Annotated in this window: 25 protein-coding genes and 1 tRNA gene; 15 read left to right on the forward strand and 11 right to left on the reverse strand. The window is 64.9% G+C overall.

Annotation, left to right across the window (positions count from 1 at the left end; all coding sequences use genetic code 11):
* Positions 1–37: 37 nt before the first annotated feature.
* The 3 genes from CBW24_RS10780 to CBW24_RS10790 all read right to left on the reverse strand — a co-directional run bounded on the left by CBW24_RS10780 (position 38) and on the right by CBW24_RS10790 (position 2,439).
* Entirely contained in the window at positions 38–241 is a 204-nt protein-coding gene (locus tag CBW24_RS10780; protein WP_097373581.1) for a hypothetical protein, read from the reverse strand.
* Positions 238–1,962: an OpgD/OpgG family glucan biosynthesis protein gene (locus CBW24_RS10785; protein ID WP_232529739.1), complete on the reverse strand. Its 1,725-nt coding sequence runs from the start codon at positions 1,960–1,962 to the stop codon at positions 238–240. Before CBW24_RS10785 ends, CBW24_RS10780 begins: the two co-directional genes overlap by 4 nt.
* A 390-nt stretch (positions 1,963–2,352) precedes the next feature.
* Positions 2,353–2,439, reverse strand: a tRNA-Leu gene (locus CBW24_RS10790).
* Positions 2,440–2,636: 197 nt separating this feature from the next.
* On the opposite strand from CBW24_RS10790, the gene lipB reads away from it, so the two are divergent.
* The gene (gene lipB, locus CBW24_RS10795; protein WP_097373583.1) at positions 2,637–3,377 is read left to right on the forward strand and encodes a lipoyl(octanoyl) transferase LipB; all 741 of its coding nucleotides are present in this window, start codon (positions 2,637–2,639) and stop codon (positions 3,375–3,377) included.
* Positions 3,378–3,471: 94 nt separating this feature from the next.
* Here lipB and CBW24_RS10800 read toward each other — a convergent pair whose 3' ends face one another.
* Positions 3,472–3,939, reverse strand: a complete 468-nt coding sequence (locus CBW24_RS10800; RefSeq protein WP_088661626.1) for an outer membrane protein assembly factor BamE — start codon at positions 3,937–3,939, stop codon at positions 3,472–3,474.
* An 84-nt stretch (positions 3,940–4,023) separates the two neighbouring features.
* On the opposite strand from CBW24_RS10800, the gene CBW24_RS10805 reads away from it, so the two are divergent.
* The 3 genes from CBW24_RS10805 to CBW24_RS10815 all read left to right on the forward strand — a co-directional run bounded on the left by CBW24_RS10805 (position 4,024) and on the right by CBW24_RS10815 (position 6,465).
* Positions 4,024–4,590 carry a YceD family protein gene (locus CBW24_RS10805; RefSeq protein WP_097373584.1) on the forward strand — a complete coding sequence of 189 codons (567 nt, stop codon included), beginning with the start codon at positions 4,024–4,026 and terminating at the stop codon, positions 4,588–4,590.
* A 14-nt stretch (positions 4,591–4,604) separates the two neighbouring features.
* Complete coding sequence (locus CBW24_RS10810) at positions 4,605–5,528, forward strand: PfkB family carbohydrate kinase (RefSeq protein WP_097374212.1); 924 nt, start codon at positions 4,605–4,607, stop codon at positions 5,526–5,528.
* Positions 5,529–5,682: 154 nt separating this feature from the next.
* Entirely contained in the window at positions 5,683–6,465 is a 783-nt protein-coding gene (locus CBW24_RS10815) for a DUF502 domain-containing protein (RefSeq protein WP_088661624.1), read from the forward strand.
* Positions 6,466–6,538: 73 nt separating this feature from the next.
* Here CBW24_RS10815 and CBW24_RS10820 read toward each other — a convergent pair whose 3' ends face one another.
* On the reverse strand, positions 6,539–7,573 hold the full coding sequence (locus tag CBW24_RS10820) for a patatin-like phospholipase family protein (protein ID WP_088661893.1): 1,035 nt from the start codon (positions 7,571–7,573) through the stop codon (positions 6,539–6,541).
* Positions 7,574–7,854: 281 nt separating this feature from the next.
* Here CBW24_RS10820 and CBW24_RS10825 point away from each other — a divergent pair, with 281 nt between their 5' ends.
* Complete coding sequence (locus tag CBW24_RS10825; RefSeq protein WP_088661623.1) at positions 7,855–8,196, forward strand: DUF427 domain-containing protein; 342 nt, start codon at positions 7,855–7,857, stop codon at positions 8,194–8,196.
* Positions 8,197–8,226: 30 nt separating this feature from the next.
* Here the strand turns inward: CBW24_RS10825 and CBW24_RS10830 are convergent, their stop codons facing one another.
* The 4 genes from CBW24_RS10830 to CBW24_RS10845 all read right to left on the reverse strand — a co-directional run bounded on the left by CBW24_RS10830 (position 8,227) and on the right by CBW24_RS10845 (position 13,229).
* Positions 8,227–10,941 carry an ATP-binding protein gene (locus tag CBW24_RS10830; protein ID WP_088661622.1) on the reverse strand — a complete coding sequence of 905 codons (2,715 nt, stop codon included), beginning with the start codon at positions 10,939–10,941 and terminating at the stop codon, positions 8,227–8,229.
* 3 nt (positions 10,942–10,944) lie between these two features.
* On the reverse strand, positions 10,945–11,355 hold the full coding sequence (locus CBW24_RS18530; protein WP_198405172.1) for a hypothetical protein: 411 nt from the start codon (positions 11,353–11,355) through the stop codon (positions 10,945–10,947).
* Positions 11,352–11,720, reverse strand: a complete 369-nt coding sequence (locus CBW24_RS10840; protein ID WP_097373585.1) for a response regulator transcription factor — start codon at positions 11,718–11,720, stop codon at positions 11,352–11,354. Before CBW24_RS10840 ends, CBW24_RS18530 begins: the two co-directional genes overlap by 4 nt.
* Before the next feature lie 138 nt (positions 11,721–11,858).
* The gene (locus tag CBW24_RS10845) at positions 11,859–13,229 is read right to left on the reverse strand and encodes an XRE family transcriptional regulator (RefSeq protein WP_097373586.1); all 1,371 of its coding nucleotides are present in this window, start codon (positions 13,227–13,229) and stop codon (positions 11,859–11,861) included.
* 221 nt (positions 13,230–13,450) lie between these two features.
* Between CBW24_RS10845 and CBW24_RS10850 the strand changes: the two genes are divergently transcribed.
* From CBW24_RS10850 to CBW24_RS10895, 10 genes are all read left to right on the forward strand, one after another.
* On the forward strand, positions 13,451–14,809 hold the full coding sequence (locus tag CBW24_RS10850; RefSeq protein WP_088661619.1) for a substrate-binding protein: 1,359 nt from the start codon (positions 13,451–13,453) through the stop codon (positions 14,807–14,809).
* A gap of 150 nt (positions 14,810–14,959) precedes the next feature.
* On the forward strand, positions 14,960–15,991 hold the full coding sequence (locus tag CBW24_RS10855; protein ID WP_088661618.1) for a branched-chain amino acid ABC transporter permease: 1,032 nt from the start codon (positions 14,960–14,962) through the stop codon (positions 15,989–15,991).
* A 3-nt stretch (positions 15,992–15,994) separates the two neighbouring features.
* A complete protein-coding gene (locus CBW24_RS10860) occupies positions 15,995–17,215 on the forward strand; it encodes a branched-chain amino acid ABC transporter permease (RefSeq protein WP_088661617.1) in 1,221 nt (406 codons plus the stop codon).
* Positions 17,216–17,227: 12 nt separating this feature from the next.
* The gene (locus CBW24_RS10865; protein WP_097373587.1) at positions 17,228–18,001 is read left to right on the forward strand and encodes an ABC transporter ATP-binding protein; all 774 of its coding nucleotides are present in this window, start codon (positions 17,228–17,230) and stop codon (positions 17,999–18,001) included.
* Between the two features lie 28 nt (positions 18,002–18,029).
* Positions 18,030–18,785, forward strand: coding sequence for an ABC transporter ATP-binding protein (locus CBW24_RS10870; RefSeq protein WP_088661615.1), 756 nt, complete (start codon positions 18,030–18,032; stop codon positions 18,783–18,785).
* A 144-nt stretch (positions 18,786–18,929) separates the two neighbouring features.
* The gene (gene acs / locus CBW24_RS10875) at positions 18,930–20,888 is read left to right on the forward strand and encodes an acetate--CoA ligase (protein ID WP_097373588.1); all 1,959 of its coding nucleotides are present in this window, start codon (positions 18,930–18,932) and stop codon (positions 20,886–20,888) included.
* Between the two features lie 201 nt (positions 20,889–21,089).
* Positions 21,090–21,902: a PRC-barrel domain-containing protein gene (locus tag CBW24_RS10880; protein WP_097373589.1), complete on the forward strand. Its 813-nt coding sequence runs from the start codon at positions 21,090–21,092 to the stop codon at positions 21,900–21,902.
* Between the two features lie 179 nt (positions 21,903–22,081).
* The gene (locus CBW24_RS10885; RefSeq protein ID WP_088661612.1) at positions 22,082–22,444 is read left to right on the forward strand and encodes an SUF system Fe-S cluster assembly protein; all 363 of its coding nucleotides are present in this window, start codon (positions 22,082–22,084) and stop codon (positions 22,442–22,444) included.
* Positions 22,445–22,560: 116 nt separating this feature from the next.
* Positions 22,561–22,911, forward strand: a complete 351-nt coding sequence (locus CBW24_RS10890) for a HesB/IscA family protein (RefSeq protein ID WP_088661611.1) — start codon at positions 22,561–22,563, stop codon at positions 22,909–22,911.
* A gap of 164 nt (positions 22,912–23,075) precedes the next feature.
* A complete protein-coding gene (locus tag CBW24_RS10895) occupies positions 23,076–23,897 on the forward strand; it encodes an alpha/beta fold hydrolase (protein WP_097373590.1) in 822 nt (273 codons plus the stop codon).
* Between the two features lie 32 nt (positions 23,898–23,929).
* On the opposite strand, the gene proB is transcribed toward CBW24_RS10895, so the two are convergent.
* A complete protein-coding gene (gene proB / locus CBW24_RS10900; protein ID WP_232530315.1) occupies positions 23,930–25,027 on the reverse strand; it encodes a glutamate 5-kinase in 1,098 nt (365 codons plus the stop codon).
* Between the two features lie 41 nt (positions 25,028–25,068).
* The gene (gene obgE / locus CBW24_RS10905) at positions 25,069–26,115 is read right to left on the reverse strand and encodes a GTPase ObgE (RefSeq protein ID WP_097373591.1); all 1,047 of its coding nucleotides are present in this window, start codon (positions 26,113–26,115) and stop codon (positions 25,069–25,071) included.
* Between the last annotated feature and the right edge of the window lie 58 nt (positions 26,116–26,173).

The following is a 26,173-nucleotide window of genomic DNA, read 5'->3' on the forward strand; positions in this document are numbered from 1 at the left end:
GTCGGGGCGATACCGGGCCGGTCGGCGTCATCGGAACTTAGCGCAGGCGCAGCACGGGCGAGGCCAGCCGCATCAGCCGTGCCATGCGCAGCGGCATCAGACGGGGCAGAAGGCGCGGCAGTGCGGCGCGCCGGGTCGGCTGCCGTTCCAGCACCTGCTGCGGCATCTCAAGAGGCGCGGCAGGCGGCGCGTAGGCCAGCATCGTTGCGCGCGCGTGTGTCGGGTCGGCGTGAAATGTCATGCCTTGTTCATCCATTGGTACAACCATGTTTCGGAAAGCTTTCGCCCGTAACCGGTCAGATGCGCGACCAGTTCCATTGCCGCAGCCCCTTCCGGCGCGGCATCGATGACCAGACGCCAGATCTGCGTGCCATCTATGCGCGACAGGGCGATATGCTCGATTTTTCCGCGCGATATCGACACGACCGGCTCGATTTCATCCTCCGGGGCGGCGCTGCCCAGCATCCCGCCTTCGAAATCGACGACGAATTTGCGCCCGCGCGAGGTGCGATCGGCCTCCGCCACACCGGAGACCCCACCGGGTCCGGTGCGGGTTTCGAGCACATAGGCCAATTCGCCATCGGCATTGGGCGGCAGGTCGCCCCAGCTGAGACTATAGGCGTAGCTGCGGGCTTCCCCGGCGCGGGGGGCGGCATCCGGGGTCCAGAAAGCCACGATATTGTCGTTGACCTCCAGATCGGTCGGGATCTCGACCAGAACGACCTTGCCCGGCCCCCAGTCAGACGTAGGCGTGACCTCCACCGAGGGGCGATCCTGATAATGCGCTTCGGCATCCTGATAATCGGCAAAAGCGCGGTCACGCTGATAAAGTCCAAACCCTTCGAGCCCCGGCTCCGCAAAAAACGAGGTGGCCAGCCGCGAAGGATTGTTGAGCGCCCGCCACAGCCGATCCCCGCCCGCGCGGGTGATCGACAGGCCGTTACTGTCGTGGACCTGCTTGCGGTAATCATCGAACTGGGCGCGGTTGCCTTCGGCGAAAAGATACATCGACGTCAGCGGCGCGATGCCCAGACGTTCGACATCCGCGCGGAAGAACAGCCGCGCGGTGACATCGATGCGCGTGGCGTTGCCCGGTTGGATGACGAACCGATACGCCCCGGTGACCGAACGGCTGTCCAGCGTCGCATGCACGGTGACGGTGCGCGCGCCCGGCGCGGGCCGCTCGACGTAGAAGGCGGTGAAGACGGGGAATTCCTCGCCATTGGGCCCGGCGGTGTTGACGGCCAGCCCACGCGCGGAAATGCCATAGGTGCTGCCCCGGCCAAGCGCGCGGAAATAGGATGCGCCCTGAAAGGCGATCAGCTCATCCATGCGATCGGCGGCGTTCAGCGGGTAGTTCAGCCGGAACCCGGCCACGCCGGGGAAGCTTTCGACCGCGCCGACCTTCTCGCGGGCGTCACCGTGATAGCGAAAATCGTCGGGACCAAAGCGCATTGGGCTGACCTGCCCGTCGGCAAGTTCGTAGATCGCCACCGGCTCCTCGAACAGCCAGCCCAGATGATAGGCGTGCAGCCGGAACAGCGCGTCGGACCCGGCCCAGCGGGCATGGTCGGCATCGAACTGGATCATGCGGTAGTCGTCGAAATCCAGCGCCTTGGCAAAGCCGGTGCCGCGATGGGGCGGCTGATAGGCGCGGGTAGCGCGGGTTTCGGCCTGCGTCGTCAGCCAATCGAACAACTGGTCCGAGGTCACATCTGACGGAAGCTCTTCGACCACGCCGTCAGTGGGGGCGATCCGCGCCACCGCGCCGTCCTGCGCCCGTGCGCCGCCGGGCAGACCGGCGAGCCCGACCAGACCGCCAAGCCCGGCCAGAACGGCCCGTCGCGACACCCCGCGATGGCGCGCCCGCGCGGGGGCTGTCAGGGGATTGGAAATGAAATCTGCCTTGGAAAATAGCATCGTGGTCGGGCGAAGCCGATGTCTCTGACTGTCTGCGTTCATGAACACTCAAACCGGGAGGGGCGCGGCCGCGCCGTGGGAGGTAAATTGCGCTAGGTCCGCTCCCGCATATCCCTAAACGGGAGATGCTGCAGCGCAGCTGACGCATTGCGACGATGCTCTATCGTGGAGACAGGAACAAGAAAATGCCCATTTGTCGGTTGCTTGGGCAAAACCTCACCGATTCTCGCCGCTGGTGCGGGCCGAATGCCGCCGAATCCGGCAGATGGACAACGGCGGCGCCCGGAACCGGCCGGCGCACCACAGGGACGCAGAAGGCGCAAAGCCCCATGCGCCGCGTCATGCGGAGCGCAAAGGGAGAACGCGCCACGAGCGCGCAACCAAGAGACCGTGACCACCGCTGTGATCGCCTCATTCGCAAAGGAGAGTAAATGGTGCGGTCGAGAAGACTCGAACTTCCACGGGAGTTACCCCACAGCGACCTCAACGCTGCGCGTCTACCAATTCCGCCACGACCGCACTGTCGTGGCGCGGTTGATAGCGAAAGCCTTGGGGGATGAAAAGAGGAATTTTGCGGGAATTTCATCGCTTGGCCGGGCGACCTTGCGGCAGCGTCTTGCCTGCACCGGTGCCGCCCCGGCGCTGGACTTGCGCGGCGGTTTCGCCCATCACGGGGACCGCCGGGAAACCGGCATCTGACGCAGGGAGCCCGCCGCATGGACGATCACCAGACAGCTTTGCCGCAGGACGCAGCCACAAGCGCCACTGCCCCCGTTCCCGCCCCCGTCGCGTGGGACATCACCGAAGGGCTGACCGGCTACGAGGACGCAGTCGCGCGGATGGAACAGCGCGCCGCCGAGATCGCCGAAGGCCGCGCGCCCGAACTGGTCTGGCTGGTGGAGCATCCGCCGCTCTACACGGCGGGCACCTCTGCCCGGGATGAGGATCTGACCCAGCCGGACCGGTTTCCGGTGCATATCAGCAAGCGCGGCGGGCAGTATACCTATCACGGCCCTGGACAGCGGGTCGCCTATGTTATGCTGGATCTGAACCGGCGCGGCCGCGACATTCGCGCCTTCGTCGAAGCGCTGGAAGGCTGGGTCATCGATACGCTGGCGGAGTTCAACCTGCGCGGCGAAATCCGTCAGGGCCGTGTCGGCGTCTGGATCGCCCGGCCCGACCTGCCGCCACTGCCCGACGGCACCCCCCGCGAAGACAAGATCGCCGCCATCGGCATCCGCCTGCGCAAATGGGTGTCGTTCCACGGCATCTCGATCAATGTGGAGCCGGACTTGGACCATTTCGGTGGCATCGTGCCCTGCGGCATTTCCGGCCACGGCGTGACGAGCCTTGTCGATCTGGGACTGCCGGTCACGCTGGGGGATCTGGACGCCGCCCTGCGACGCAGCTTCGAGGCGCGATTCGGCGCGACCAAGGACGCGCCAGAGACCGATTGAGCGCCAATAGCCAGCGCCCAAGCGGCCCCAGCCCCCAATCGGGCCCAAGGTTCAGGCATCGGGGCCACGGCCCCTGCCCTCACCGACATGACGATCAGTCGAGGAACTGGCCCGCGTCGATATTGCCGAGGCTGCCCATAAGCTGCTGGAGGAAGCCCACGCCTTCGACATTGGAGTTGGTCACACGGCGTGACAGCGCGACGACCCGACCATCCTCAAGCGTGAACCGCTCGATATTTGAGACCCGGCCACCGGCGTCGAACCGGATCGCGACGACCTGACGATCGACGATTTCAGGCTCGAACGGGCCAAAGCGGCGCTCGCGCTTCGACACATAGTAATAGCCGCTGCCATCCAGCACGCCACCGGCGCTGGGGGTGCCCACGGCCTCCGCCACCGACTCGCGCGTGTCCTGCCCGACCTGCAACGCAGCGAGGTCTTGCTCGGACGGCACATAGCCGTGATTTTGGTAAACGGACGTGCAGGCCCCTAGGGACAACATCACGGCGCCAAACAGCGCCGCCTTCATCGCCGCACCTGCGGTCACGGCTTGTCTTGCCATCCTGCCCTCTTGCCTTGCGGTCTTTCGCCTGTTTAACGGGCTTACAGGACCATTCGCCGCTGTTCAAGAAAGGAACGCCCGCCAATGCAGGAGCCCTCGAAAACCGTGTTGCGGCTGACCGCGCTGCCCGCGCGCCGTCCGACTGAATTCACGCTGGAGCCGGATCAGGCCGCGCGGCGCAAATTGGCGCGCGAACTGGAGCTGACAGAGCTGAGCAAATTGCGGTTCAGCGGCACCCTGCGTCCGGTGGGGCGCAACGACTGGCAACTGGACGGCACGCTGGGCGCGACGGTGGAGCAGCCCTGCGGCGTGACGCTGGCCCCGGTGCGGACCCGCATCGATGAAACCGTGCGCCGCCGCTATTCCGACAGCTATACCGCGCCCGATGAAACCGAAGCGGAAGTGCCCGAAGACGACACGCTGGAGCCGCTGCCCGAGACCGTCGACCTGAACGCGGTGATGGCGGAGGCGCTGACCCTTGCCGTTCCAGCCTTCCCCCGCGCACCGGGCGCGGAACTGGGCGCGCAGGTCTTCGCCCCCGAAGGGGTCGAGCCGCTGACCGAAGAAAAGGTCAAACCTTTTGCCGCGCTGGCGGATCTCAAAAAGAAACTTGGTAACGGCGACGACACCGGCAACGGGGGCGCCGCGTGAGCGCAGCCGCCGACATGCTGCGCCAGCCCGATCTGCGCGCGGCCACCGCCACGGCGCCGGTGCTATGTGTGGGGGCGGTGCTGTGGGATATCGTCGGGCGCACCCCGCGAGAGATGCGGCTGGGCTCCGATCAGCCGGGGCGCATCGTGCGCATCCCCGGCGGGGTCGCGCTCAACATCGCGATGGCCCTGCGCCGTGCCGGGCTGCGGGCTGAATTGCTGGGGGCGGTCGGACGCGATTTCGAAGGGGACGGCCTGATCGCCGCCTGCGCGAAGCTGGGCCTTGGCACCGATCACCTTTACCGCTCCGAAGATCTGGCCACCGATACCTATATGGCGATCGAGGGTGCGGGCGATCTGACAGCCGCGATTGCCGATGTGCATTCGCTGGAACAGGCAGGCGACAAGATCCTGCGCCCACTGGCCGATGGCACGCTGGGCACGGCAGATACCCCGTTCGCCGGGGTCGTGGCGCTGGACGGCAACCTGACCGAAACGCTGCTCGCCGAGATCGCGCAGAGCCCGCTTTTCGCCCAGGCGGATCTGCGCATCGCGCCCGCCTCGCCCGGCAAGGCGGAGCGGCTTCTGCCCCTGCTCGACCATCCGCGCGCGGTTCTCTACGTCAATCTAGAGGAGGCCGGGCTGCTGTGTCAGGCGCAATTCGGCACTGCGCGGGACGCGGCGGCGGCATTGGCGGCGCGCGGCGCGGGCCGGATACTCGTGACCGATGGCGGGGGCGAGACCGCCGAAGCCCGCGACGGCGACATCATCTGCGGGCGCCCGCCCAAGGTGACGGTCACGCGGGTCACTGGGGCTGGCGACACGTTCATGGCCGCCCATATCGCCGCCGAACTGGCCGGGGCAGACCGGGCAGCCGCGCTGGAGCGGGCGCTGGCAGCAGCGGCGGCCTATGTCTCGGGCGAGACCGCAGGCGCGTGAAGCGTCCCGCCCGCGCGGAAAACCCTGACCGATCCGGTCAGCTTGCCTTGCGGGCGGGCGCCTGCGCCCCTAGATTTCAAGGCGCCCGCGAGCGCTATTTTCCTGCGCGCGGGCGACGCCTGTTTGTTCACCCTCCCTCGTTGATCGGCCGCTCATGTCCCCCAGATTAATCGAAGACGCGGCTGCCGCGCTCGACCCGCAACCGCCACGCCGGAGGCCGGGCCTGTTCGGGCGGCTGCGCTCGTCGTTTCTGACCGGGCTGGTGGTGATCGCGCCCATCGGGCTGACAATCTGGCTGATCTGGACGGTGATCGGCTGGATCGACGGGTTCGTCCTGCCGCTGATCCCGCATCCCTATCGGCCCAACGACTGGCTGATCCAGCATATCGGCGTCAATTTGCGGGGCGTGGGGGTGGTGATCTTCCTCGTCTTTACCGTCGTGGTGGGCTGGGTCGCCAAGGGGCTGATCGGCAAGCAGCTTCTGAAATTTGCGGAAAGCATGGTCGACCGGATGCCGGTGGTGCGGTCGGTCTATAACGGCCTGAAACAGATTGCGGAGACGGTGTTTGCCCAGTCGGAAAGCAATTTCGACAAGGCCTGTTTGATCCAGTATCCGCGCAAGGGATTGTGGGCCGTCGGGTTCGTCTCGACCACGACCAAGGGCGAAATCGCCCGACGGGTGCCCACCGAGGACCGCATGATTTCCGTGTTCCTGCCGACAACCCCCAACCCCACATCGGGCTTTCTGCTATTCGTGCCCGAAAGTGAGTTGATCTATCTCGACATGCAGGTCGAAGACGCGGCGAAACTGGTCATCTCCGCCGGGCTGGTCTACCCCGCCGACCGGCTGCCGCCGGAACTGGCCGCGGCGCGCGGCGCGGACCCGGCCCCTGCCGGGCAGATCGCCCCAACGCCTGAACGAATGCACGACGCCTGAGCGCTGGATCGCGGCCGGTACAGGGCATGTCGACGCCCATGATCGGAACCATACGTTACGCGGTCGGGCCTAATCAGCCGAACATTTCGCGCAGGTTCACCGTCTCGCGTTCGTTCAGATCGTCCATATGCCCGGCAAGGAACGCCTCCATCGCCGCGCGGCCCCGTGCCTTCAGCCCAAACAGGACAGCAGGCGTCGGCACCAGTTTGGTCGCCACGGAAAGCTGCGTCATCAAGTCGTCATCCGCGATCATATGGGTCAACACCCGCTTCATCGCGCCTTGGGGGATGGTGCCCGCATCGACCAGTCGTTGCACGAATTCGATCGCGCGCAATTCGCGCAGGAGCGAAGTGTTGAAGCTGATTTCATTGATCCGGTTCTGAATATCTTGCGCACTGACCGGCACCGCCTCGCGATAAAGCGGGTTTATGTTGACGATCATGATGTCTGACGGCAGCTCCGGCGCGAAGAGCGGGAAAAGCGCGGGGTTTCCGGTATAGCCGCCATCCCAATAGGCCTCGGTCACGCCGGTGACCGGATCGGTCAGTTCCACCGCCTGAAAGATCGTCGGCAGGCAGGCGGATGCAAGGATGACCTGCGTGTTGATCTCATCATCCGCGAACACCCGGATCTTGCCCGTGCGCACATTGGTGGCGGATACGAACAGCGCGGGCCCCGCCGCAGCGCAGACCCCGTCAAAATCCAGTTGCCGCACGACATATTCCAGCGGATTGCGATAGGCCGGGCCATACATATACGGCGAAATCATCCGGCTGGCGAAATCGGCCATCGTCAACGGCAGCGCCGTTTCGATCATCTGCGACATCATACCGGGCGTCGGTAGCATATGGGACATCCATGTCGTCAGGCGCAGGTCATTGACCGCGCCCATCCGTCCCCAGAGCCAATCGAGCCGGGCGCGCGCACCGGCACGCCCCCCCTCGACCAGCCCCGATTTCAACGCCGCACCGTTAAGCGCCCCAGCGGAGGTGCCGGAAATCGCAGCGATCTCGATCCCGTCTTCTTCCAGCAGCCGATCCAGCACGCCCCATGTAAAGGCCCCGTGGGCGCCGCCGCCCTGCAGGGCTAGATTGATGCGTCTGGTCATCCGTTCTCCGATCCGGTCGCGGGCGCGTCGGTTTGCGCCGCATTGCAGCATGACTTGCCTGTCGCTGCGGTAATTTCAAGGGTGGCGCCGCCGACAGGCCCCTAGCTGGCGCAGCCCCCGTCGCATAAAAATTGCGGCCAACCCCTTTCCTCGGGCCAGAAAACCCGCATGGTATGCGCTCAGCCGACGTTGCGACACCGAGGGACATGGAACTGTTACCGGTTCGCCGTTATAGACAGCTTTCAAACCACAAAAATCGGACGACAGGGGGAGAGACCGAGATGACCGGGTATATCAAGATTCACAAGGCCGAGGGCACATGGACCGTGCGCGCCGGTGGTGCCGTCCTAGGCGAAAGCACCGCCGCGCTGGAACTGACCGAAGGCGATCTGGCGCCGACGATCTATTTCCCGCGCGAAGATATCGCGATGGCGTTCCTCGACGCCTCCGACTACCGCACGCAATGCCCGCATAAGGGCGAGGCCAGCTATTTCGACATCGTCGTGAAGTCCGGCACCATCGGCAACGCCGCTTGGTCCTATGAGGCACCGCTGCCGGGGGCCGAGCGGATCAAGGACCATATCGCGTTCTATTCCGATCTGGTGATGGTGGAGCGCATCTGACGCGTCATATGCCCCCTTCGGCGGTCGCGGCTACCGCGCCGCCGCCGGGGCCAGCGGCACCGTCAGGCGGAACGCCGCGCCGCCCTGCCCCGGCAGATAGGCGATATCTCCGCCCAGCCGGGCCATGATTTCCCGACAAATCGCCAGACCTAGCCCCGCACCGCCTGCCGCGGCTGTGTCGGTCAGGCGCGAGAACTTCTCGAATATGATGTCCTGCGACCGCTCCGGAATGCCGGTGCCATTGTCGATGAAATCGACAAGGATGCGCGGGCGCGGTCCCTCAGAGGTAGCGGGATCGGCGCGCACGCGGATCTTCAGCACCGGCTCCGACGCTTCGCAATATTTGCGGGCGTTGCCGATCAGGTTGATGAACACCTGCGTCAGCCGGTCGGCATCGGTCAGCAACTCTACCGGCTCCCGCCCCGGCACCCGATCGATGCGCAGGTGCCGGGTATCGCCTTCGCCGCCCTGCGGGCTGGCGGCCGTCACGGCGCGGTCGATGACATCCGACAGGCGCACCCGCGACAGGTTCAAACTGACCTGCGCGTTTTCCAGCACGCTCAGATCCAGCAGATCATCGAGCAGCCGGGTCAGGCGCATCGCCTCGTCGTGGATAATGCCAGAATAGCGGGCCTGCTGCGCAGGGTTCAGATCCGGCTCGCCCAGAATTTCGGAAAATGCCCGGATCGAGGTCATCGGCGTGCGAAGCTCGTGGCTGATCTGGCTGAGAAAGGCGTCCTTTTGGACCGACAGATCGGTCAGCTTCTCATTCGCGTCGCGCAGGGCGCGGGCGGTCCGGGCCAGTTCCGCCGATTTGGCTTCCAGCTGCGACGAATATTCCAGCATCTGCTGGGTTTCATCGGCGACGCGCATCAGGTCTTCGACACGAACGGCAGTGCCGCCCGCGATCTGCGCGATCATCGCATGCGCCGTCGCCGCCCCGACCGACCCGGCAAGCTCGCGTTCCAGCAGGTCGAGGAATTCGGGTGTCGCTTCGGGCAGATAGCCCGCCTTTCCCTGCGCTGCCGCTTCGCGCTGAAACACCGCCTGCGCCTGTGCCGGGCCAATGATGCGCTGCGCCATCATCAACAGATCCTCGGCCTCCGCCCCTCCATGCGCCCAGCCCCGCGCGGCACTGGTGTGGTCAAACACATTGACGACCTGCGCGCCCTGAAGCCGCTCCATCGGACCGGGAAAGCCCAGCAGAGACACGCCGCAGAAAGCCAGCGTGTTAAGCCCCAGCGACCACAGGATCGCATGCACCAAGGGGTCGAGCCCGGCGAACCCCATCAAGGCCTGCGGTCGAAGCCAGCCCAGCCCGAACGGACCCTCGGCCATGATCGCCTCGCTCAGCAGACCCGAAGCGCCGAAGCTGGGCAGAAACAGCGTGTAGGCCCAGACCGCAAAGCCCAGCACCAGCCCCGCCGCCGCCCCGTTGCGCGTGGCCCCGCGCCAGTAAAGCCCGCCCAGCATCGCCGGCAAAACCTGTGCGATCCCGATGAAGGAGATCAGCCCGATCGCCGCCAGCGCCTCGGTCCCGCCGGAGATGCGATAGTAGAGATACCCCAGCAGCAGCACGCCCGCGATCGACAGCCGCCGGGCCAGCAGCACGACCTGCCGCACATCGCCCGCCATCGTCGCCCCGTCGCGGCGGCGCGACAGCCAAAGCGGCATGACGATGTGGTTCGACACCATCGTCGACAGCGCGATGGCGGCGACGATCACCATCGACGTGGCCGATGAAAATCCGCCCAGAAACGCCAGCATCGCCAGCCCGGTGCGCCCCTCGGCCAGCGGCAGGGTCAGGACGAACAGATCCGGGTTCGCGCCAATGGGCAGCCGGTCCAGCCCGACCACGGCGATGGGCACCACGAACAGGCTCATCAGCATCAGGTAGAGCGGGAAGGCCCAGCCCGCCGTGGCAAGGAAGCCTTCATCGGGGTTTTCCACGACCAGCACCTGAAACATTCGCGGCAGGCACAGCACCGCAGCGGCAGAGATGAAGGTCAGCCCAACCCAGCGCGCGCGGTCGATCTGCCAATCCGCGATGGGCGAGGCCGCGATCCGGTCCAGCACCGCCCCCGGCCCGCCGCCCAAGCCCCATGTGACAAAGGCCCCGACCGCGAGCAGTGCCACCAGTTTCACCACCGCTTCGACGGCGATGGCGGTGACGACGCCGTAGTGCCGCTCATTTGCGTCTAGGTTGCGGGTGCCGAACAACACGGTGAACAGCGCCAGTCCCGCCGCGACCCAAAGCGCGGTCGCGGTCGGGTCTTGGCGCGCCCAATCCGACACGCCGGGCTGTGCCATCGCGCCGAAGGCCAGCACCACCGATTGCAGTTGCAGCGCGATATAGGGGGTGGTGCCCACCACGGCGAGCAGGGTGACGATCACGCCGAGCAGGTTGGATTTGCCGAACCGCGATGAAATCAGGTCCGCGACCGAGGTGATCCGCTGCGTCCGGCCCACCCGCACCAATTTGCGCAGCACCACCCACCAGCCGATCAGCACGACGGTCGGGCCAAGGTAGATGGTCAGGTATTCCAGCCCCGAGCGCGCCGCGTAGCCCACCGCGCCATAGAACGTCCAACCGGTGCAATAGATCGACAGCGACAGGGTGTAGACCAAAGGTGAGCGCAGGAATTCGCGCTGCCCCCGGCGGGCCCGCCGTTCGGCCAGAAAAGCGATGCCAAACAAAAACAGGACGTAGATCAGCGACACGCCAACGAGCAGGTCGAAGGCCATCGGTCAGTCCCGGCCCGGCGTGGCAGTGCTAAGGTCGACCGGCGTGCGGGCAGCGGACGGCGGCATTGAGGGTGGGGGCGGCGGCGTTGGGGGCGACAGGGTTTCGCTGCCCACGCGCGGCTCGTCGAGCGAGCCCACAAGCCGCCGCGCAATCCAGAATGCAGCCGCGATCAACACGCACCACAACACAAAGAGATAGATCACCCCGGCCCGCGTCGCGCCCTCCTCGCCCGCCTCAGGGATCAGCACCGGCGCCAGCACCAGCGCGGTGCCGACAAAGGGCAGCGTGCGTGCGGCATCCATCACCCGGCGGCGGCGATAGCTTTGCCGGGCAAGGAACACCGGCCCGGTGCGGCTGCGTTCCAGCGGATCGTCGGGGGCGCTCAACGGGTCCGCGCCGCGCGGACGGCTCACGACGGCACCAGATCGCGCAGCGCAGCAAGCACTTCCGCATTCGAAAAGGGCTTTGTCATAAAGCGGTTGGCGCCAAGCCGCTCCGCCAATTCGCGATCCTTGCCCTGACCTTTGGCCGTCAGCATCAACACCGGCAAATTTTCGGTATCGGGGGCCGCGCGTAGGTCGCGCAGGATGTCGAAACCGGAGCGGTTGGGCAGCATCACATCGAGGATCACCACATCCGGCAGCCGCCGCGCCACGGCCTCCAGCGCGGTGGAGCCGTCGGCATGGGTTTCCACCCGCCAGCCATCGCGTGACAGGATGAAGCGGATCGCCTCGATGATATTCGGCTCGTCCTCCACGAGCAGAACCGTTCTTGTCATGTCCGGTCTCCTCCCCGGGCTGGCGGTTGCCCCGCCTTGCCTTGGCGGCCCGGTCCCGAATTCTGGACAGGGGTTTTCGGCGGTCCGCACGGGGCGCACTATCGGCGGAAACATGCCGCGCTGTCAAAACCTCTCGCGTCAGGGGTGATCGGACACGATGGACAGTTCCCGGCGGGCCGGACAAGACCGGCGCGGACAGATGCGGCAGGAGGGCCCAACGGGGCGGAAAGCGTCCGCACCGGGGGTGCCTTCGGCCAGTTCGGCGGGCAGGATCAGCATCGCCGCCTGCGCCACCTGCGGCCCGTCGAAGCCTGCGGGACGCTCCAGCGTCGCGGTGGCGTAGGTCAGAAAACGCGGCCCGCCGCTGCCGGCCATTTCGACCAGATCGCGGCGCGAGGTGCCGGGGCGCGACAGCGCTGCGTAGAGCGGCCAGAGCGGACAGGCCGCCGAGAAGCGCGGCACCGCAAAGCCCTCCACCGGCTTGCGGAAGGTCAGCGCCCCGGCCCCGTCGCAGATCACCAGCCCGGCCACCTGCGCGCCAAACTGCGCAGGCGGCAGGCTGGCCATGCGCACGAACACCGACACCAGCGGCTGATCGAACTGCCAGGCCAGCGCGAGCGGGTCGTAACGCAACTCCACGCAGGCCCGCGCGAAAGGCTCCAGCGGCATCGCCCGTGCGGCAGCGGCATAGCGCGCGGCCCAGCGCGTCGCGAGGTCACGGGCAGCGGCGCTTTGCAGATGCGGACTGTCCCCGGGCTGCGTCGCGCCCTGTTCCATGGCGGGCAGATGATAGCCCTGCGCGCCAAGCCAGCGGTCGAACTCCTCCTGCGGGGTGGCGGTGCTGGCCGCTGCGCCCTCGCTTGCGTCCAGATAGCTTACCAACTCCCCCGCGCCTTCGGCCAACCGCCGCGCGTCATCGTCGAGGTTGCGGTGAAACCGCATTTGCCATTCAGGGTCGATATCGCCCGTCTCGTTCAGGATCGCCGCCGTCGCCCGGATCGAAGTGACAGCCGAGATCACCTCATGCAGCGAGGCCGACAGAAACGGATCATGGGTCAGCCGATCCGACAGCATTTCGACGGTGCGGGCCCGGGCCCGTGCGCGGCGGGCGGTTTCGGCGGTCAGCGCAGCCCAGCCCGGAAAACGGCCAATGAATTCCTCTAACCGGTCCAGTTCCGCCCCCGTCGTCGCGGGGTCCGGGGATAGGTCCGCGCCGACGTCATTTGCCGCTTCGCGCAGGGCTTCGATTAGCGCGACGCCCGCACCTTCGGTCAGGTGCGCAGGCTCAACCGTCAGTTCGCGGGCAATGTCGTTCAGCAGCTTCCCCCCGATCCGGCGGCGGTTGTGCTCGATCAGGTTCAAATAGGACGGCGAAATTCCGACCTGCCGCGCCAGATCCGCCTGCCGCAGCCCAAGCAACACGCGGCGGGCCCGGATGCGGTTGCCGGTCAGCCCGGCGCGCCCCCTATCGGGCAGGTCGGCTTGCGCGGCGCGGCGTCGGGTGGGCATGACATTTCTCCTTTCGCACCAATGGCTTTCTGCACCTGCGTGACAATTAATTTACAGAATTGCTGGAATACCTGTTCACGAATTTACAAAAAAATCCTTTGCCGTAAAGCATTTGTTGCGTGATTTGCGGTGCGCGCTGTTTACTGGATCTGCTCAGAAATGGGCAGTTGCCCGCCGGGGAGGAGACTGGCGGTGCGGCAATTCACACATGGGAGGACTTCATGTCGAAAAGTAATTTCACGCGCCGCGGCGTGCTCAAGACGGGTGCCGTCGCGGGGGCTGGCCTTGCCACGCCGACGCTGTTTACCGGCAATGTCTGGGCCGAGGCGCATTCCGGCTTTACCAACGCGCCCACCGGGGACACGGTGACGCTGGGCTTCAACGTGCCGCAGACCGGTCCCTATGCCGACGAAGGCGCGGATGAGCTGCGCGCCTTTGAACTGGCGGTCGAGCATCTCAATGGCGGCGGCGATGGCGGGTTGCTCAATACCTTCTCGTCGCAGGCTCTCGAAGGCAACGGCATCATGGGCAAGAAGGTCGCCTATGTGACCGGCGACACCCAGACCAAATCCGACGCCGCCCGCGCCAGCGCCAAATCGATGATCGAGAAGGACGGCGCGATCATGATCTCCGGCGGCTCGTCCTCGGGCGTTGCGGTCGCTGTGCAGGGTCTGTGCCAAGAGGCGGGCGTGATTTTCATGGCCGGGCTTACCCATTCCAACGACACCACCGGCAAGGATAAGAAAGCCAACGGCTTCCGCCATTTCTTCAACGCCTACATGTCCGGGGCCGCGCTCGCACCAGTGCTGGCCAAAATGTATGGCAATGACCGCAAGGCCTATCACCTGACCGCCGATTACACTTGGGGCTGGACGCAGGAAGAATCGATCATCGCCGCGACCGAGGCGCTTGGCTGGGAGACCGTCAACACCGTCAAGACGCCGCTCGCACAGACTGACTTCAGCTCCTATATCGCGCCGGTTCTGAACTCCGGTGCCGATGTGCTGGTGCTCAACCACTACGGCGGCAACATGGTCAACTCCCTGACCAACGCGGTTCAGTTCGGCCTGCGCGAAAAGCAGGTGAACGGCAAGAACTTCGAAATCGTCGTGCCGCTCTACTCCCGCCTGATGGCGCGGGGCGCGGGCGAGAACGTGAAGGGCATCTTCGGCTCCACCAACTGGCACTGGTCGCTGCAGGACGAAGGCAGCAAGGCTTTCGTGCAGAGCTTCGGCACCAAGTATGGCTTCCCGCCGAGCCAGGCCGCGCATACCTGCTACGTTCAGACGCTGCTCTATGCCGATGCCGTGGCGCGCGCCGGCTCGTTCAACCCCTGCGCGGTGGCAGAAGCTCTCGAAGGTTTCGAATTCGACGGCATGGGCAACGGCAAGACGCTTTACCGCGCCGAAGATCACCAGTGCTTCAAGGACGTGCTGGTCGTGAAGGGGAAGGAAAACCCGACCTCCGAATTCGACCTTCTGGAAGTGGTCGAAGTGACCCCCGTCGATCAGGTGACCTACGAGCCGGACCACCCGATGTTTGCGGGCGGCGCATTGGGTGAGTGCAACCCGGGCGCCTGAGGCGATCCCATCGGCGCGGCGGGCTTCCCTTTCTCCGTCGCGCATCCCTCCGGTCGCACCGCCCTGCCCCTCCCGCCCGTTCAACGGCGGGCGGCGCGGGGCGGTGCCATCACATAGCAACACCGACAGGCAGGCGCAGGAACGGCATCCATGGACGCGATATTGCTGCAAATTCTCAACGGTCTGGACAAGGGCAGCGCCTATGCGCTCATCGCACTTGGCCTGACCCTGATCTTCGGCACCCTGGGGGTGGTCAACTTCGCGCATGGGGCGCTGTTCATGATCGGCGCGTTCTGCGCGGTGACCCTGAACAAGCTTTTGAACCTGAGCGTGACCACGATCGATCCGGAGCGGACCGATTTCCTCGGCCAGCCGCTAAAGGTGCAGACCCCCTATATCGAAAATTGGTTCGGGCCTGAGATCGGCGCCGCCATCATCGATTGGTCCGTGCCGCTGGCGATCCTGTTCTCGATCCCGGTGATGCTGATCGTGGGCTATGTCATGGAACGCGGGCTCATCAAACATTTCTACAAGCGGCCCCATGCCGACCAGATCCTTGTGACCTTTGGTCTGGCGATCGTGCTGCAGGAAATCGTGAAGCATTACTACGGGGCCAACCCGATCCCGACGCCCGCGCCCGACATGTTCCGCGGCTCGCTCGATTTCGGGGTGCTGCTGGGGTTCGATCCGAATGCCATCATCTACCCCTACTGGCGGCTCGTCTATTTCCTGTTCTCGGCCCTGATCATCGGCGCCGTGTTCTGTTTCCTGCAATTCACCACCTTCGGCATGGTGGTGCGCGCGGGCATGGCAGATCGCCAGACCGTGGGCCTGCTGGGCATCGATATCGACCGCCGGTTCACCATCATGTTCGGGCTGGCGGCGGCCGTCGCCGGGCTGGCGGGCGTGATGTATACGCCGATCAATTCGCCCAACTACCACATGGGCATGGATTTTCTGGTGCTGAGCTTCGTCGTCGTCGTCGTGGGCGGCATGGGCTCGCTCCCCGGGGCGGTGGCGGCGGGCTTCTTGCTGGGCATCCTTGAAAGCTTCGCATCGATGAACGCGGTGAAAGACCTGCTGCCCGGCATCGACCAGATCATCATCTATCTGGTGGCAATTGTAATCCTGCTGACCCGGCCGCGCGGCCTGATGGGGCGCAAAGGCGTGATGGAGACCTGATCCATGGGACTGGACAAGAAAGACATTACCGTTCTGCTGATCGTGGCGGCGCTGGCGCTGTTCGCCCCCTTCCTGCTGAACCCGTTTCCCGCAGGCTCCGAGATGGCGCAGTTCAACGCGGGCTATCCTGACCTGATGCAGCGGTTCGTGATCTTCGGGATCTTCGCGGTGGGGTTCAACATCCTCTTCGGGTTGACCGGCTACCTGTCCTTTGGGCACGCGGCGTTTCTGGGGGTGGGCAGCTATTCGGCGGTCTGGATGTTCAAACTGCTGAGCATGAACGTGATCCCGGCCATCATCCTGTCGGTCGTCGTGGCGGGGCTGTTTGCGCTGCTGATCGGGTTCATCTCGCTGCGGCGGTCGGGGATCTACTTCTCGATCCTGACGCTGGCCTTCGCGCAGATGTCGTTCAACCTCGCCTATTCGGTGCTGACGCCGATCACCAATGGTGAAACCGGGCTGCAACTGGCGCTGAGCGATCCGCGCATTCTGGACGGCGGCGGGGCTGCCACGTCGCTGCCGGTGACGGAGCTGTTCGGGATGGAAATGCGCTCGACCTGGGTGATGGACGCAGGCGCGTGGAGCTTCCAGTTCAACGCGGGCTACTACCTCTGCGCGGTGATCCTGCTGGTGGCGTTCTACATCTCGATGCGGATCTTCCGGTCGCCCTTCGGGCTGATGCTGCGTGCGGTGAAGTCGAACCAGCAGCGGATGAATTACACAGGCCTCAACACCCGGCCCTACACGCTGGCGGCCTTTGTGATCTCGGGCATGTATGCCGGTCTTGCGGGCGGGCTTCTCGCCTCGATGGACCCGCTGGCGGGCGCGGAGCGGATGCAGTGGACGGCTTCGGGCGAGGTGGTGCTGATGACCATCCTCGGCGGCGCGGGCACGCTCATCGGGCCGATCCTTGGCGCAGGCTTCATCAAATATTTCGAGAACATCTTCTCGAAGATCAACGAAGCGACGCTGCACCAGTGGGTCAGCGCCCTGCCCGACGGGCTGGAAAACGGCGTCGTGTTCGTGGCCGAACATTTCGTCGGCCCCGGCTGGCACCTGACGCTGGGCCTGCTGTTCATGCTGATCGTGATCTTTCTGCCCGGCGGGCTGGTCGAAGGCGGGCAGCGGGTGGGACGTATGTTCCGCCGTCGCGACGGCAACGCCACCGGCCCCGAAGCGGACGCAGCGCAGCAGCGCGGCGCCTCCCAGAACCCCGCAGAATAAGGAGAGACCGCTATGGGCATCCTCGAAGTCAAAGGCGTCAACAAGCGCTTCGGCGGGTTGCAGGCACTGGGAGACGTGAACCTGAGCGTCGCCGAACAGTCCGTGCATGCGATCATCGGCCCCAACGGCGCGGGTAAATCCACCCTGCTCAACTGTCTGGTGGGCAAGCTGATCCCCGATACCGGCTCGGTCATGTTCGACGGGCAGTCGGTTCTGGGACGCAGCCCGCATCAGATCAATCAGATGGGCATTAGCCGCGTGTTCCAGACGCCCGAGATCTTTGGCGATCTGACGGTGTTCGAAAACGTGCTGATCCCCTGCTTTGCCCGCCGCGACGGGGCGTTCGAACTGAACGCAATCCGTTCGGTGCGCAGCCAGCGGGACATGGCGGAGAAGGCCGAGCAGATCCTGATGGACGTCAACATGGTCGACAAACGGCACATGCACGCCGCCTCGCTCAGCCGGGGCGACAAGCGGCGGCTGGAAATGGCGATGTGTCTGGTGCAGGAGCCACGTCTGCTGCTGCTGGACGAGCCGACAGCGGGCATGGCGCGCGCCGACACCAACAACACCATCGACCTGCTGCGGGAAATCAAGGAAAGCCGCGACATCACAATGGCGATCATCGAACACGACATGCATGTGGTGTTCAGCCTAGCCGACCGGATCACGGTGCTGGCCCAAGGCACGCCGCTGGTCGAAGACACCCCCGAAAACATCAAGGGCCATCCCAAGGTCCAAGAAGCCTATCTTGGCACCACCCAGCACGCCACGGCCGCGCATTGAGCGCCTGCGCGCGACAGGGAGCACCGACATGAACACCCGACCCGACTTCTCGAAGCATGCAAACCACGCGGCCACGGCCCCGGCCTATTTCTCGGTCTGGGATCTGCATGCCTATTACGGCGAAAGCTACATCGTGCAGGGCGTCAACTTTAACGTCCATGAAGGCGAAATCCTCGCGCTGCTGGGCCGCAACGGAGCGGGCAAGACCTCCACCCTGCGGGCGATCGCGCGGATGGACAGCCCGCAGGTGAACCACGGCGAAATCTGGCTCGATCATCAGCCGCTGCACACTATGCGTGCGCATCAGGCGGCGATGGCGGGGATCGGGCTGGTCCCCGAAGACCGCTGCATCATCCCCGGCCTGACCGTCGAGGAAAACCTGCAACTGGCGCAGATCGCGCCGCCTGTGGGCTGGTCGATCCAGCGGCTCTATGAGCTGTTCCCGCGTCTGGGCGAACGGCGCAAACAGGAGGGCGTGACCCTGTCGGGCGGCGAGCAGCAGATGCTTGCCATTGCCCGCGCGCTGGCCCGCGACATCAAGGTGCTGCTGCTGGACGAACCCTACGAAGGTCTGGCCCCGGTGATCGTGGACGAGATCGAGAAAACCCTGATCCACATCAAAGAACTGGGCATCACCACGGTGATCGTGGAACAAAACGCCATTCGCGCACTGGAACTTGCCGATCGCGCGGTGATCCTCGACACCGGACAGATCGTGTTCGACGGGCTGGCGAGCGAGGTGCTCGACGATGCCGCCCTGCGCGCCGAATATCTGGCGATCTAGGCCCGCCACCCGTTCCGCCGGGGGAGGATTGAACCCTCCGGCGGACTGGACCAATGTCCTGTTGCCGGCCCGCCCCCGTAGGGCCAGAGTGCCGGCAACGCGAAAGACCGCCGGGGGAGGCGGTCAGCCATCCGGAGGAAACCCATGCTCGACACCGAGAAATCGTCTCATCCCGCTCCCGACAGTTTCGTCGCCAAGGCGCATGTGGATGCCGCCCGCTACGAGCAGATGTATCAGGCATCCGTCGACGACCCGGATGCGTTCTGGGCCAAAGAGGGCAAGCGTCTCGACTGGATCGAACCCTTTACCAAGGTGAAGAACGCGAATTTCACGCTGGGTGAGGTGTCGATCAAATGGTTCGAGGACGGCGTTCTGAACGTCGCCGCCAATTGCATCGACCGCCATCTGGCCACCCGCGCCGACCAGACCGCGATCATCTGGGAGCCGGACGAGCCCACCGACCCGGCGCTGCACATCACCTATCGCGAATTACACGAAAACGTCTGCCGGTTCGCCAATGTGCTGCTGAGCCAAGGCGTCATGCGCGGCGACCGGGTGGTGATCTACATGCCCATGATCCCGGAGGCCGCCTATGCGATGCTGGCCTGCGCGCGGATCGGCGCCATTCATTCGATCGTCTTCGCCGGCTTCTCGCCGGATGCGCTGGCCAACCGGATCAACGATTGCGGCGCGAAGCTTGTCGTCACCGCCGATACCGCGCCGCGGGGCGGTAAGCGCACGGCGCTGAAGTCCAACACCGATGCCGCGCTGCTGCACTGCTCCGACAAGGTGCGCTGTCTGGTGGTCAAGCATACCGGCGATCAGATCAGCTGGATCGACGGGCGCGATGTCGATGTGAAGGCGATGATGAAAACCGTCGCCCCCGATTGCCCGCCGCGCCCGATGGGGGCCGAGGATCCGCTGTTCATCCTCTACACCTCGGGCTCCACCGGCAAACCGAAGGGCGTGGTGCATAGCTCTGGCGGCTATCTCGCTTACGCGGCGATGACCCATCAGCTGACCTTCGATTACCATGATGGCGACGTGTTCTGGTGTTCGGCGGATGTGGGCTGGGTCACGGGCCACAGCTACATCGTCTACGGGCCGCTGGCGAATGGCGCGACGACGCTCATGTTCGAGGGCGTGCCGACCTATCCCGATGCCGGACGCTTCTGGGAGGTCTGCGCCAAGCATGGCGTCAACCAGTTCTACACCGCCCCCACCGCGATCCGCGCACTGATGGGGCAAGGCAGCGAATGGGTTGAAAAGCACGATCTGTCGAGCCTGCGCCTGCTGGGCACCGTGGGCGAGCCCATCAACCCCGAAGCCTGGGAGTGGTATAACGAGACGGTCGGCAAGGGCCGCTGTCCCATTGTGGACACATGGTGGCAGACCGAAACCGGCGGGCATATGATTACCCCCCTGCCCGGCGCGATCCCGACGAAGCCCGGCTCCGCGACCAAGCCGTTCTTCGGCGTGCAGCCGGTGCTTCTGGAACCCAACACCGGGGAAGTCATCGACGACACCGCCGCCGAAGGTGTTCTGGCCATCGCCGATAGCTGGCCCGGTCAAATGCGCACCGTCTGGGGCGATCACGCGCGGTTCGAGGAAACCTATTTCCAGCAATATCCCGGCTATTACTTCTCCGGCGATGGCTGTCGCCGCGATGCGGATGGCTATTACTGGATCACGGGCCGGGTCGATGACGTGCTAAACGTGTCGGGTCACCGCATGGGCACGGCCGAGGTCGAAAGCGCGCTCGTCGCTCATAAGGCGGTGGCCGAAGCCGCCGTCGTTGGCTACCCGCATGACGTGAAGGGTCAGGGCATCTATGCCTATGTCACGCTCATGAATAACGAGACGCCCTCGGATGAGCTGCGCAAGGATCTGGAAACGTGGGTTCGCACGGAAATCGGCCCCATCGCGAAACCTGATCTGATCCAGTGGGCCCCCGGACTGCCGAAAACCCGCTCGGGCAAGATCATGCGCCGCATCCTGCGCAAGATCGCCGAAAACGACTACGGCGCGCTTGGCGACACCTCCACCCTCGCCGATCCGTCGGTTGTCGATGATCTGATCGAGAACCGCATGAACAAGGGCTGACGGCGCCTCCTCACGCCACGCCCTGTCAAGCCGCCGTTTCCCTCCCGAAACGGCGGCTTTTTGCATGAGGCGGGCAATTTTTTGCCCATCGTCGGATTCTCCACCGCAAACCTTCCCTAACCGGGAACCATAGTGGAACCGCATCACCGGGGCGGGGTTGAACAGGCAGACGTCACAGACGGACAAAATGGAGTTCTCGCAATGTTTGCTATGAAAACAGCCCTTCTTTCCGGCGCCGCCGCTATCGCCCTTACCTCGGGCGCGTTCGCGCAGGATGCCAACACCACCGATCCCCTCATCACCGATGGCACGGGTGCCTCCGTGGGCGGCGATGCCGCCGTCAGCGCGGGCACTGAACTGGACGCCACAGTGGCGCCCGGCGATGACGCCGAGATTGTCACCGATACCGAAGCTGAAACCGACGCGGATGTCGATGTCGCGGCCCCCGGCGCCGATAGCGGCGTTGACGCCGACGCTGACGCGGAAACCGACATGGCCGCTGATCCGATGATGGATGACGCGACCGGCGCCGAAGCGGATGCCGAAACCGACACGGCGGTCGACAGCGAAGCCGATGTTGACGCCACCGGCGACATGGCCGCAAGCGGCGAAGCCGAAACGGACGCTGATGTGGGCGGCGTGATTGGCACCGATACCGCATCCAGTGCGTTCGACTTCGAGCAGGCCTATTCCGGCGCCGCAGGCATGCAGATTGCAGAGCTGATCGGTGCCGACGTGATTGATGCCGAAGGCAAGTCTGTCGGTGAAATCGACGGCTTTGCCCGTCTGAACAACGACATCGTCGCCGTGGTCGGCATCGGTGGGTTCCTTGGTCTGGGCGAAGACGACATCGCCCTGTCGCTCGATCAGATGAACTACGCCGCCGAAGAAGGCCAGTTCAAGCTGAGCGGCTACACCGAGGCCGATCTGGAAGGCATGCCTGAATACGATGCCGCCGCCGCGACGGAACTCGAAAGCGAAGCGACGCTGGAAGAAAGCTGGAACGGGCTATAATCGCCCCCCGGCAGTCGACACGGATAATTGAGTGACGGAAAGCGGGCCTGCGGGTCCGCTTTCTGCGTTGGGGGGCGGCCTCATCCGGGCAAGGGCCATGCGTATTCTGCGATGGTCGCGCACTGGACGTTGCCGCCCTCATTTCTTATATGATTAGTCGGAAAACATCCGAGGCAGCCATGACCGCAGACAGCACCCCGCTCGAAGGAGCGCCGCTCATCCGTCCGTCTTCGACAGAGCACCCGCTTTACGACAATATCGTCGAGGCCTGCCGCACCGTGTATGACCCGGAAATCCCGGTGAATATTTACGATCTGGGGCTGGTCTATACGATCGACATTTCCGACCAGAACGAAGTTGGCATCCTGATGACCCTGACCGCGCCGGGATGTCCGGTAGCGGGTGAGATGCCTGGCTGGTTGGCCGAGGCGATCGAGCCGCTGGACGGCGTGAAGCAGGTCGATGTGGACATCACGTGGGATCCGCCCTGGGGCATGGAAATGATGTCCGACGAAGCCCGGCTAGAGCTCGGCTTCATGTGATATACCGGTCACCCGCAAAACATTCTGATTTTGCGGATGACGCCACTGCCCCTGCCCCCCTTGGAACCGGCAGATGCGGTGATTAGATTCAGTATCGAGAACGATCGGAGTTCGAGATGTTCGGTATCCCCGGCAAACAAGCCGTCACCATGACCCCCCGCGCTGCGGCGCAGATTTCCCGCCTGATGCTGAAGGACGGCCATGAAGGGCTGCGGATCGGCGTTAAGAAGGGCGGCTGTGCTGGCATGGAATACACCATGGACTACGCCGCCGAAATCGACCCCCATGACGAGGTGGTCGAACAGGATGGCGCGCGGGTGATGATTGCCCCCATGGCGCAGATGTTCCTGTTCGGCACTGAGATCGATTATGAGACCTCGCTGCTGGAATCGGGCTTCAAGTTCAACAATCCCAACGTGACCGAAGCCTGCGGCTGCGGCGAGTCGATCAAATTCGCTGATATGTGATCGCGGCTTGATCCATTGATCTGCCCCGGCTGTGCCCCCACAGCCGGGTTCTTCATGCCATAGGGCGAAAACGGTGGGGTTCCGCTGATCCCTGTCACAGGCAGGAACGATCCCGGCGGCGCGGTGTTGGCCCTTGAGCAATCGCTCAAGGAAAGGACCGCATCATGCAAACCCATACCGCGCGCGTCGAAGATATCACCATGCGTTGGGAAGAGACGGGCTCCGGCGACCCCGTTATTCTGATCCACGGCATCCCCACTTGCCCCGCCCTGTGGCGCGACGTCGCCCCGCTGATCCGGAACCGGCGCGTGCTGGCGTGGGAAATGCCCGGCTACGGCGCCTCTATCCCCGAAGGACGGGACCGGGATATCTCGGTCGGAACGCAGGCTGATTATCTTGTCGCGTGGATGCGCGCTCAGGGTATCCACCGTGCGATCCTTGCCGGGCATGACCTTGGCGGGGGCGTGGCGCAGATCGCCGCCGTGCGCCATCCTGAAATGGTCAGCGGCCTCTTTCTGACCAACGCCATCTGCTACGACTCGTGGCCCGTGCCGCTGGTCAGCGCTGTCGCCGCGACGGGCTCGATCACCCAGCACGCCCCCGACGGGGCCCTGCGCCAGTTGCTGAAGATGATGTTCTCCAAGGGTCACGAGACCGAGGCCGCTGCCGACGCGGCGCTGGCCGCGCATATGCCCCATTATGAGGCGCATGACGGGGCCGAGGCATTTGTGCGCCAAACCCAATCTCTGAACGTCGAGGATACGAAGGCGATCTCGGACCGCCTGTCCACGTTGAACATCCCGGCCCGCGTGGCTTGGGGGGCCGCCGATGAATTCCAGAAGATCGAGTATGGCGAGCGGCTGGCGCGTGACCTGAACGCGCCGCTGCGCCGGATCGAAGGCGGACTGCATTTCACGCCCGAAGATCACCCTCAGATTATCGCGGAGGAAATCAACGCATTGGCGGAAACGGTCGCCGGGGCGTGAGCCTGCGCTGAGGGGCCGGTGCGTCCGGCCCCTTACAGCACCATGTCATCGCGGTGGATCAGCGCCGCGCGTCCGGGATAGCCGAGCAGCGTTTCGATCTCATCACTGCGGTGCCCCTTGATCGCGCGGGCCTCTGCCGCGGTATAGCGGGTCAGCCCTACGCCAAGCCCCGCACCGTCAGGGCCTTCGATCCGCACCGGATCGCCGCGACCGAAGCTGCCGCTCACCGCGCGCACCCCAGCGGGCAGCAGGGATTTTCCGCGGCTCAAGGCATCGACAGCACCGGCGTCCAGCACCACGGTGCCCCGCGGCTTCATCGCGCCGATCCAGCGTTTCCGTGCGATCTGCGGATCTTCTCCGGCGGTGAACCATGTGCAATTCGCGCCCTGCTCCAACGCGCTGAGCGGACGCAGTGCCGAACCTTCGGTGATGGCGAGGGCGCATCCCCCTGCGGTGGCGGTGCGCGCGGCCATCAGCTTCGTCTTCATCCCGCCTTTGGACAGGCCAGAGCCGGCATCACCCGCCATCGCTTCGATCTCCGGCGTGATCCGGTCGATCACATCATAACGCGTCGCGGTGGGGTCGTCCTTGGGGTTGCCGGAATAGAACCCGTCCACATCCGACAACAAAACCAGCCGATCCGCGCCCACCGTCACAGCCACCTGCGCAGCCAGCCGGTCGTTATCCCCGAACCGGATCTCATCCGTGGCAATGGTGTCGTTTTCGTTGACGATCGGCACCACGCCGAGGCTGAGCAGCTGTGCCAAGGTCGCCCGGGTGTTCAGGTAACGGCGGCGGTCGGCGCTGTCCTCTAGCGTCAGAAGCACCTGCGCCGTGGTAATGCCATGGGGGCCCAACACCTGCTCATAGGCGCGGGCCAACTGGATCTGACCGACCGCCGCGGCGGCCTGGCTTTGCTCCAGTGCAAGCGCGCCGTAGCCCAAACCCAGAACCCCGCGCCCCAGCGCGATGGAGCCTGATGAGACGAGGATCACGCCCGTGCCCCGTGCCTTCAGCATGGCGACATCTTCTGCCAGGGCCGTTAGCCAGTCCTCGCGCAGCCCCCCCCCAGCCCGGTCCACCAGAAGCGCCGAGCCGATTTTGATCACCACGAGCCGCGCGCTTGCCAAATCGGGCGCGACGCCGCTGCTGGTTGTTTGCTCCGTCGCCGTCAGGGACGCCACGGTGCGTCCTCCTCCTCGCCATCCTCGGCCCGCTTGCGACGCAGACGGTCTTCGGAGATCTGCGCACGCACCGCGCGCAGCACGTCCGTCACACCCTCGCGCGAGACACCTGACATCAGCATGGGCGCATGGCCGAGCGCTTCGGTCAGCTCCGCGACCCGCTCCTCGCGCTCTTCGTCGGACAGGGCGTCGATCTTGTTGAGGGCTGTGACACGCGGTTTGTCGGCCAATTCGCCGCCATAGGCCTCCAACTCCCCGATAATGGTGCGATAATCCTCGGCCACCGTCTCGGACGTGCCATCGACCAGATGCAGCAGCACAGCACAGCGCTCCACATGGCCAAGGAACATATCGCCCAGCCCCCGGCCTTCATGCGCGCCTTCAATCAGACCCGGAATATCGGCGATGACAAATTCAGCATTGTCCACGCCCACGACGCCCAGATTGGGGTGCAGCGTAGTAAAGGGATAGTCCGCGATCTTGGGCCGCGCATTGGACGTGGCGGCGAGAAATGTCGATTTGCCCGCATTGGGCAGACCCAGCAGACCGGCATCGGCGATCAGCTTCAGCCGCAGCCACAGAGTGCGTTCGACCCCCGGCTGGCCCGGATTGGCGCGGCGTGGGGCTTGGTTGGTAGAGGTCTTGAAATGCAGGTTGCCGAAGCCGCCATTGCCGCCGCGCGCCAGAACGACCCGCTGGCCCACTTCGGTCAGGTCCGCGATGACGGTCTCTTCGTCTTCGTCGAGGATCTCGGTGCCGACGGGAACGCGCAGCACCACATCGGGCCCATCGCGCCCGGTGCGCTGGGACCCCTGACCGGGCTGGCCGTTCTTGGCAAAGAAATGCTGCTGATAGCGAAAGTCGATCAGCGTGTTGAGACCGTCCACGGCCTCAGCCACCACATCGCCGCCATCGCCGCCATCACCCCCATCGGGACCGCCGTATTCGATGAACTTCTCCCGCCGGAACGAGATGCAGCCCCCGCCGCCGCCGCCGGAACGGATATAGACCTTGGCCAGATCGAGAAATTTCATCGCGCACGCCCTTGCTGGTAAGTGGTCGCGGCGTAGACCGGATCAGCCCGCACCGCAA

The sequence above is a fragment of the Pacificitalea manganoxidans genome (assembly GCF_002504165.1).
GTDB lineage: Bacteria > Pseudomonadota > Alphaproteobacteria > Rhodobacterales > Rhodobacteraceae > Pacificitalea > Pacificitalea manganoxidans.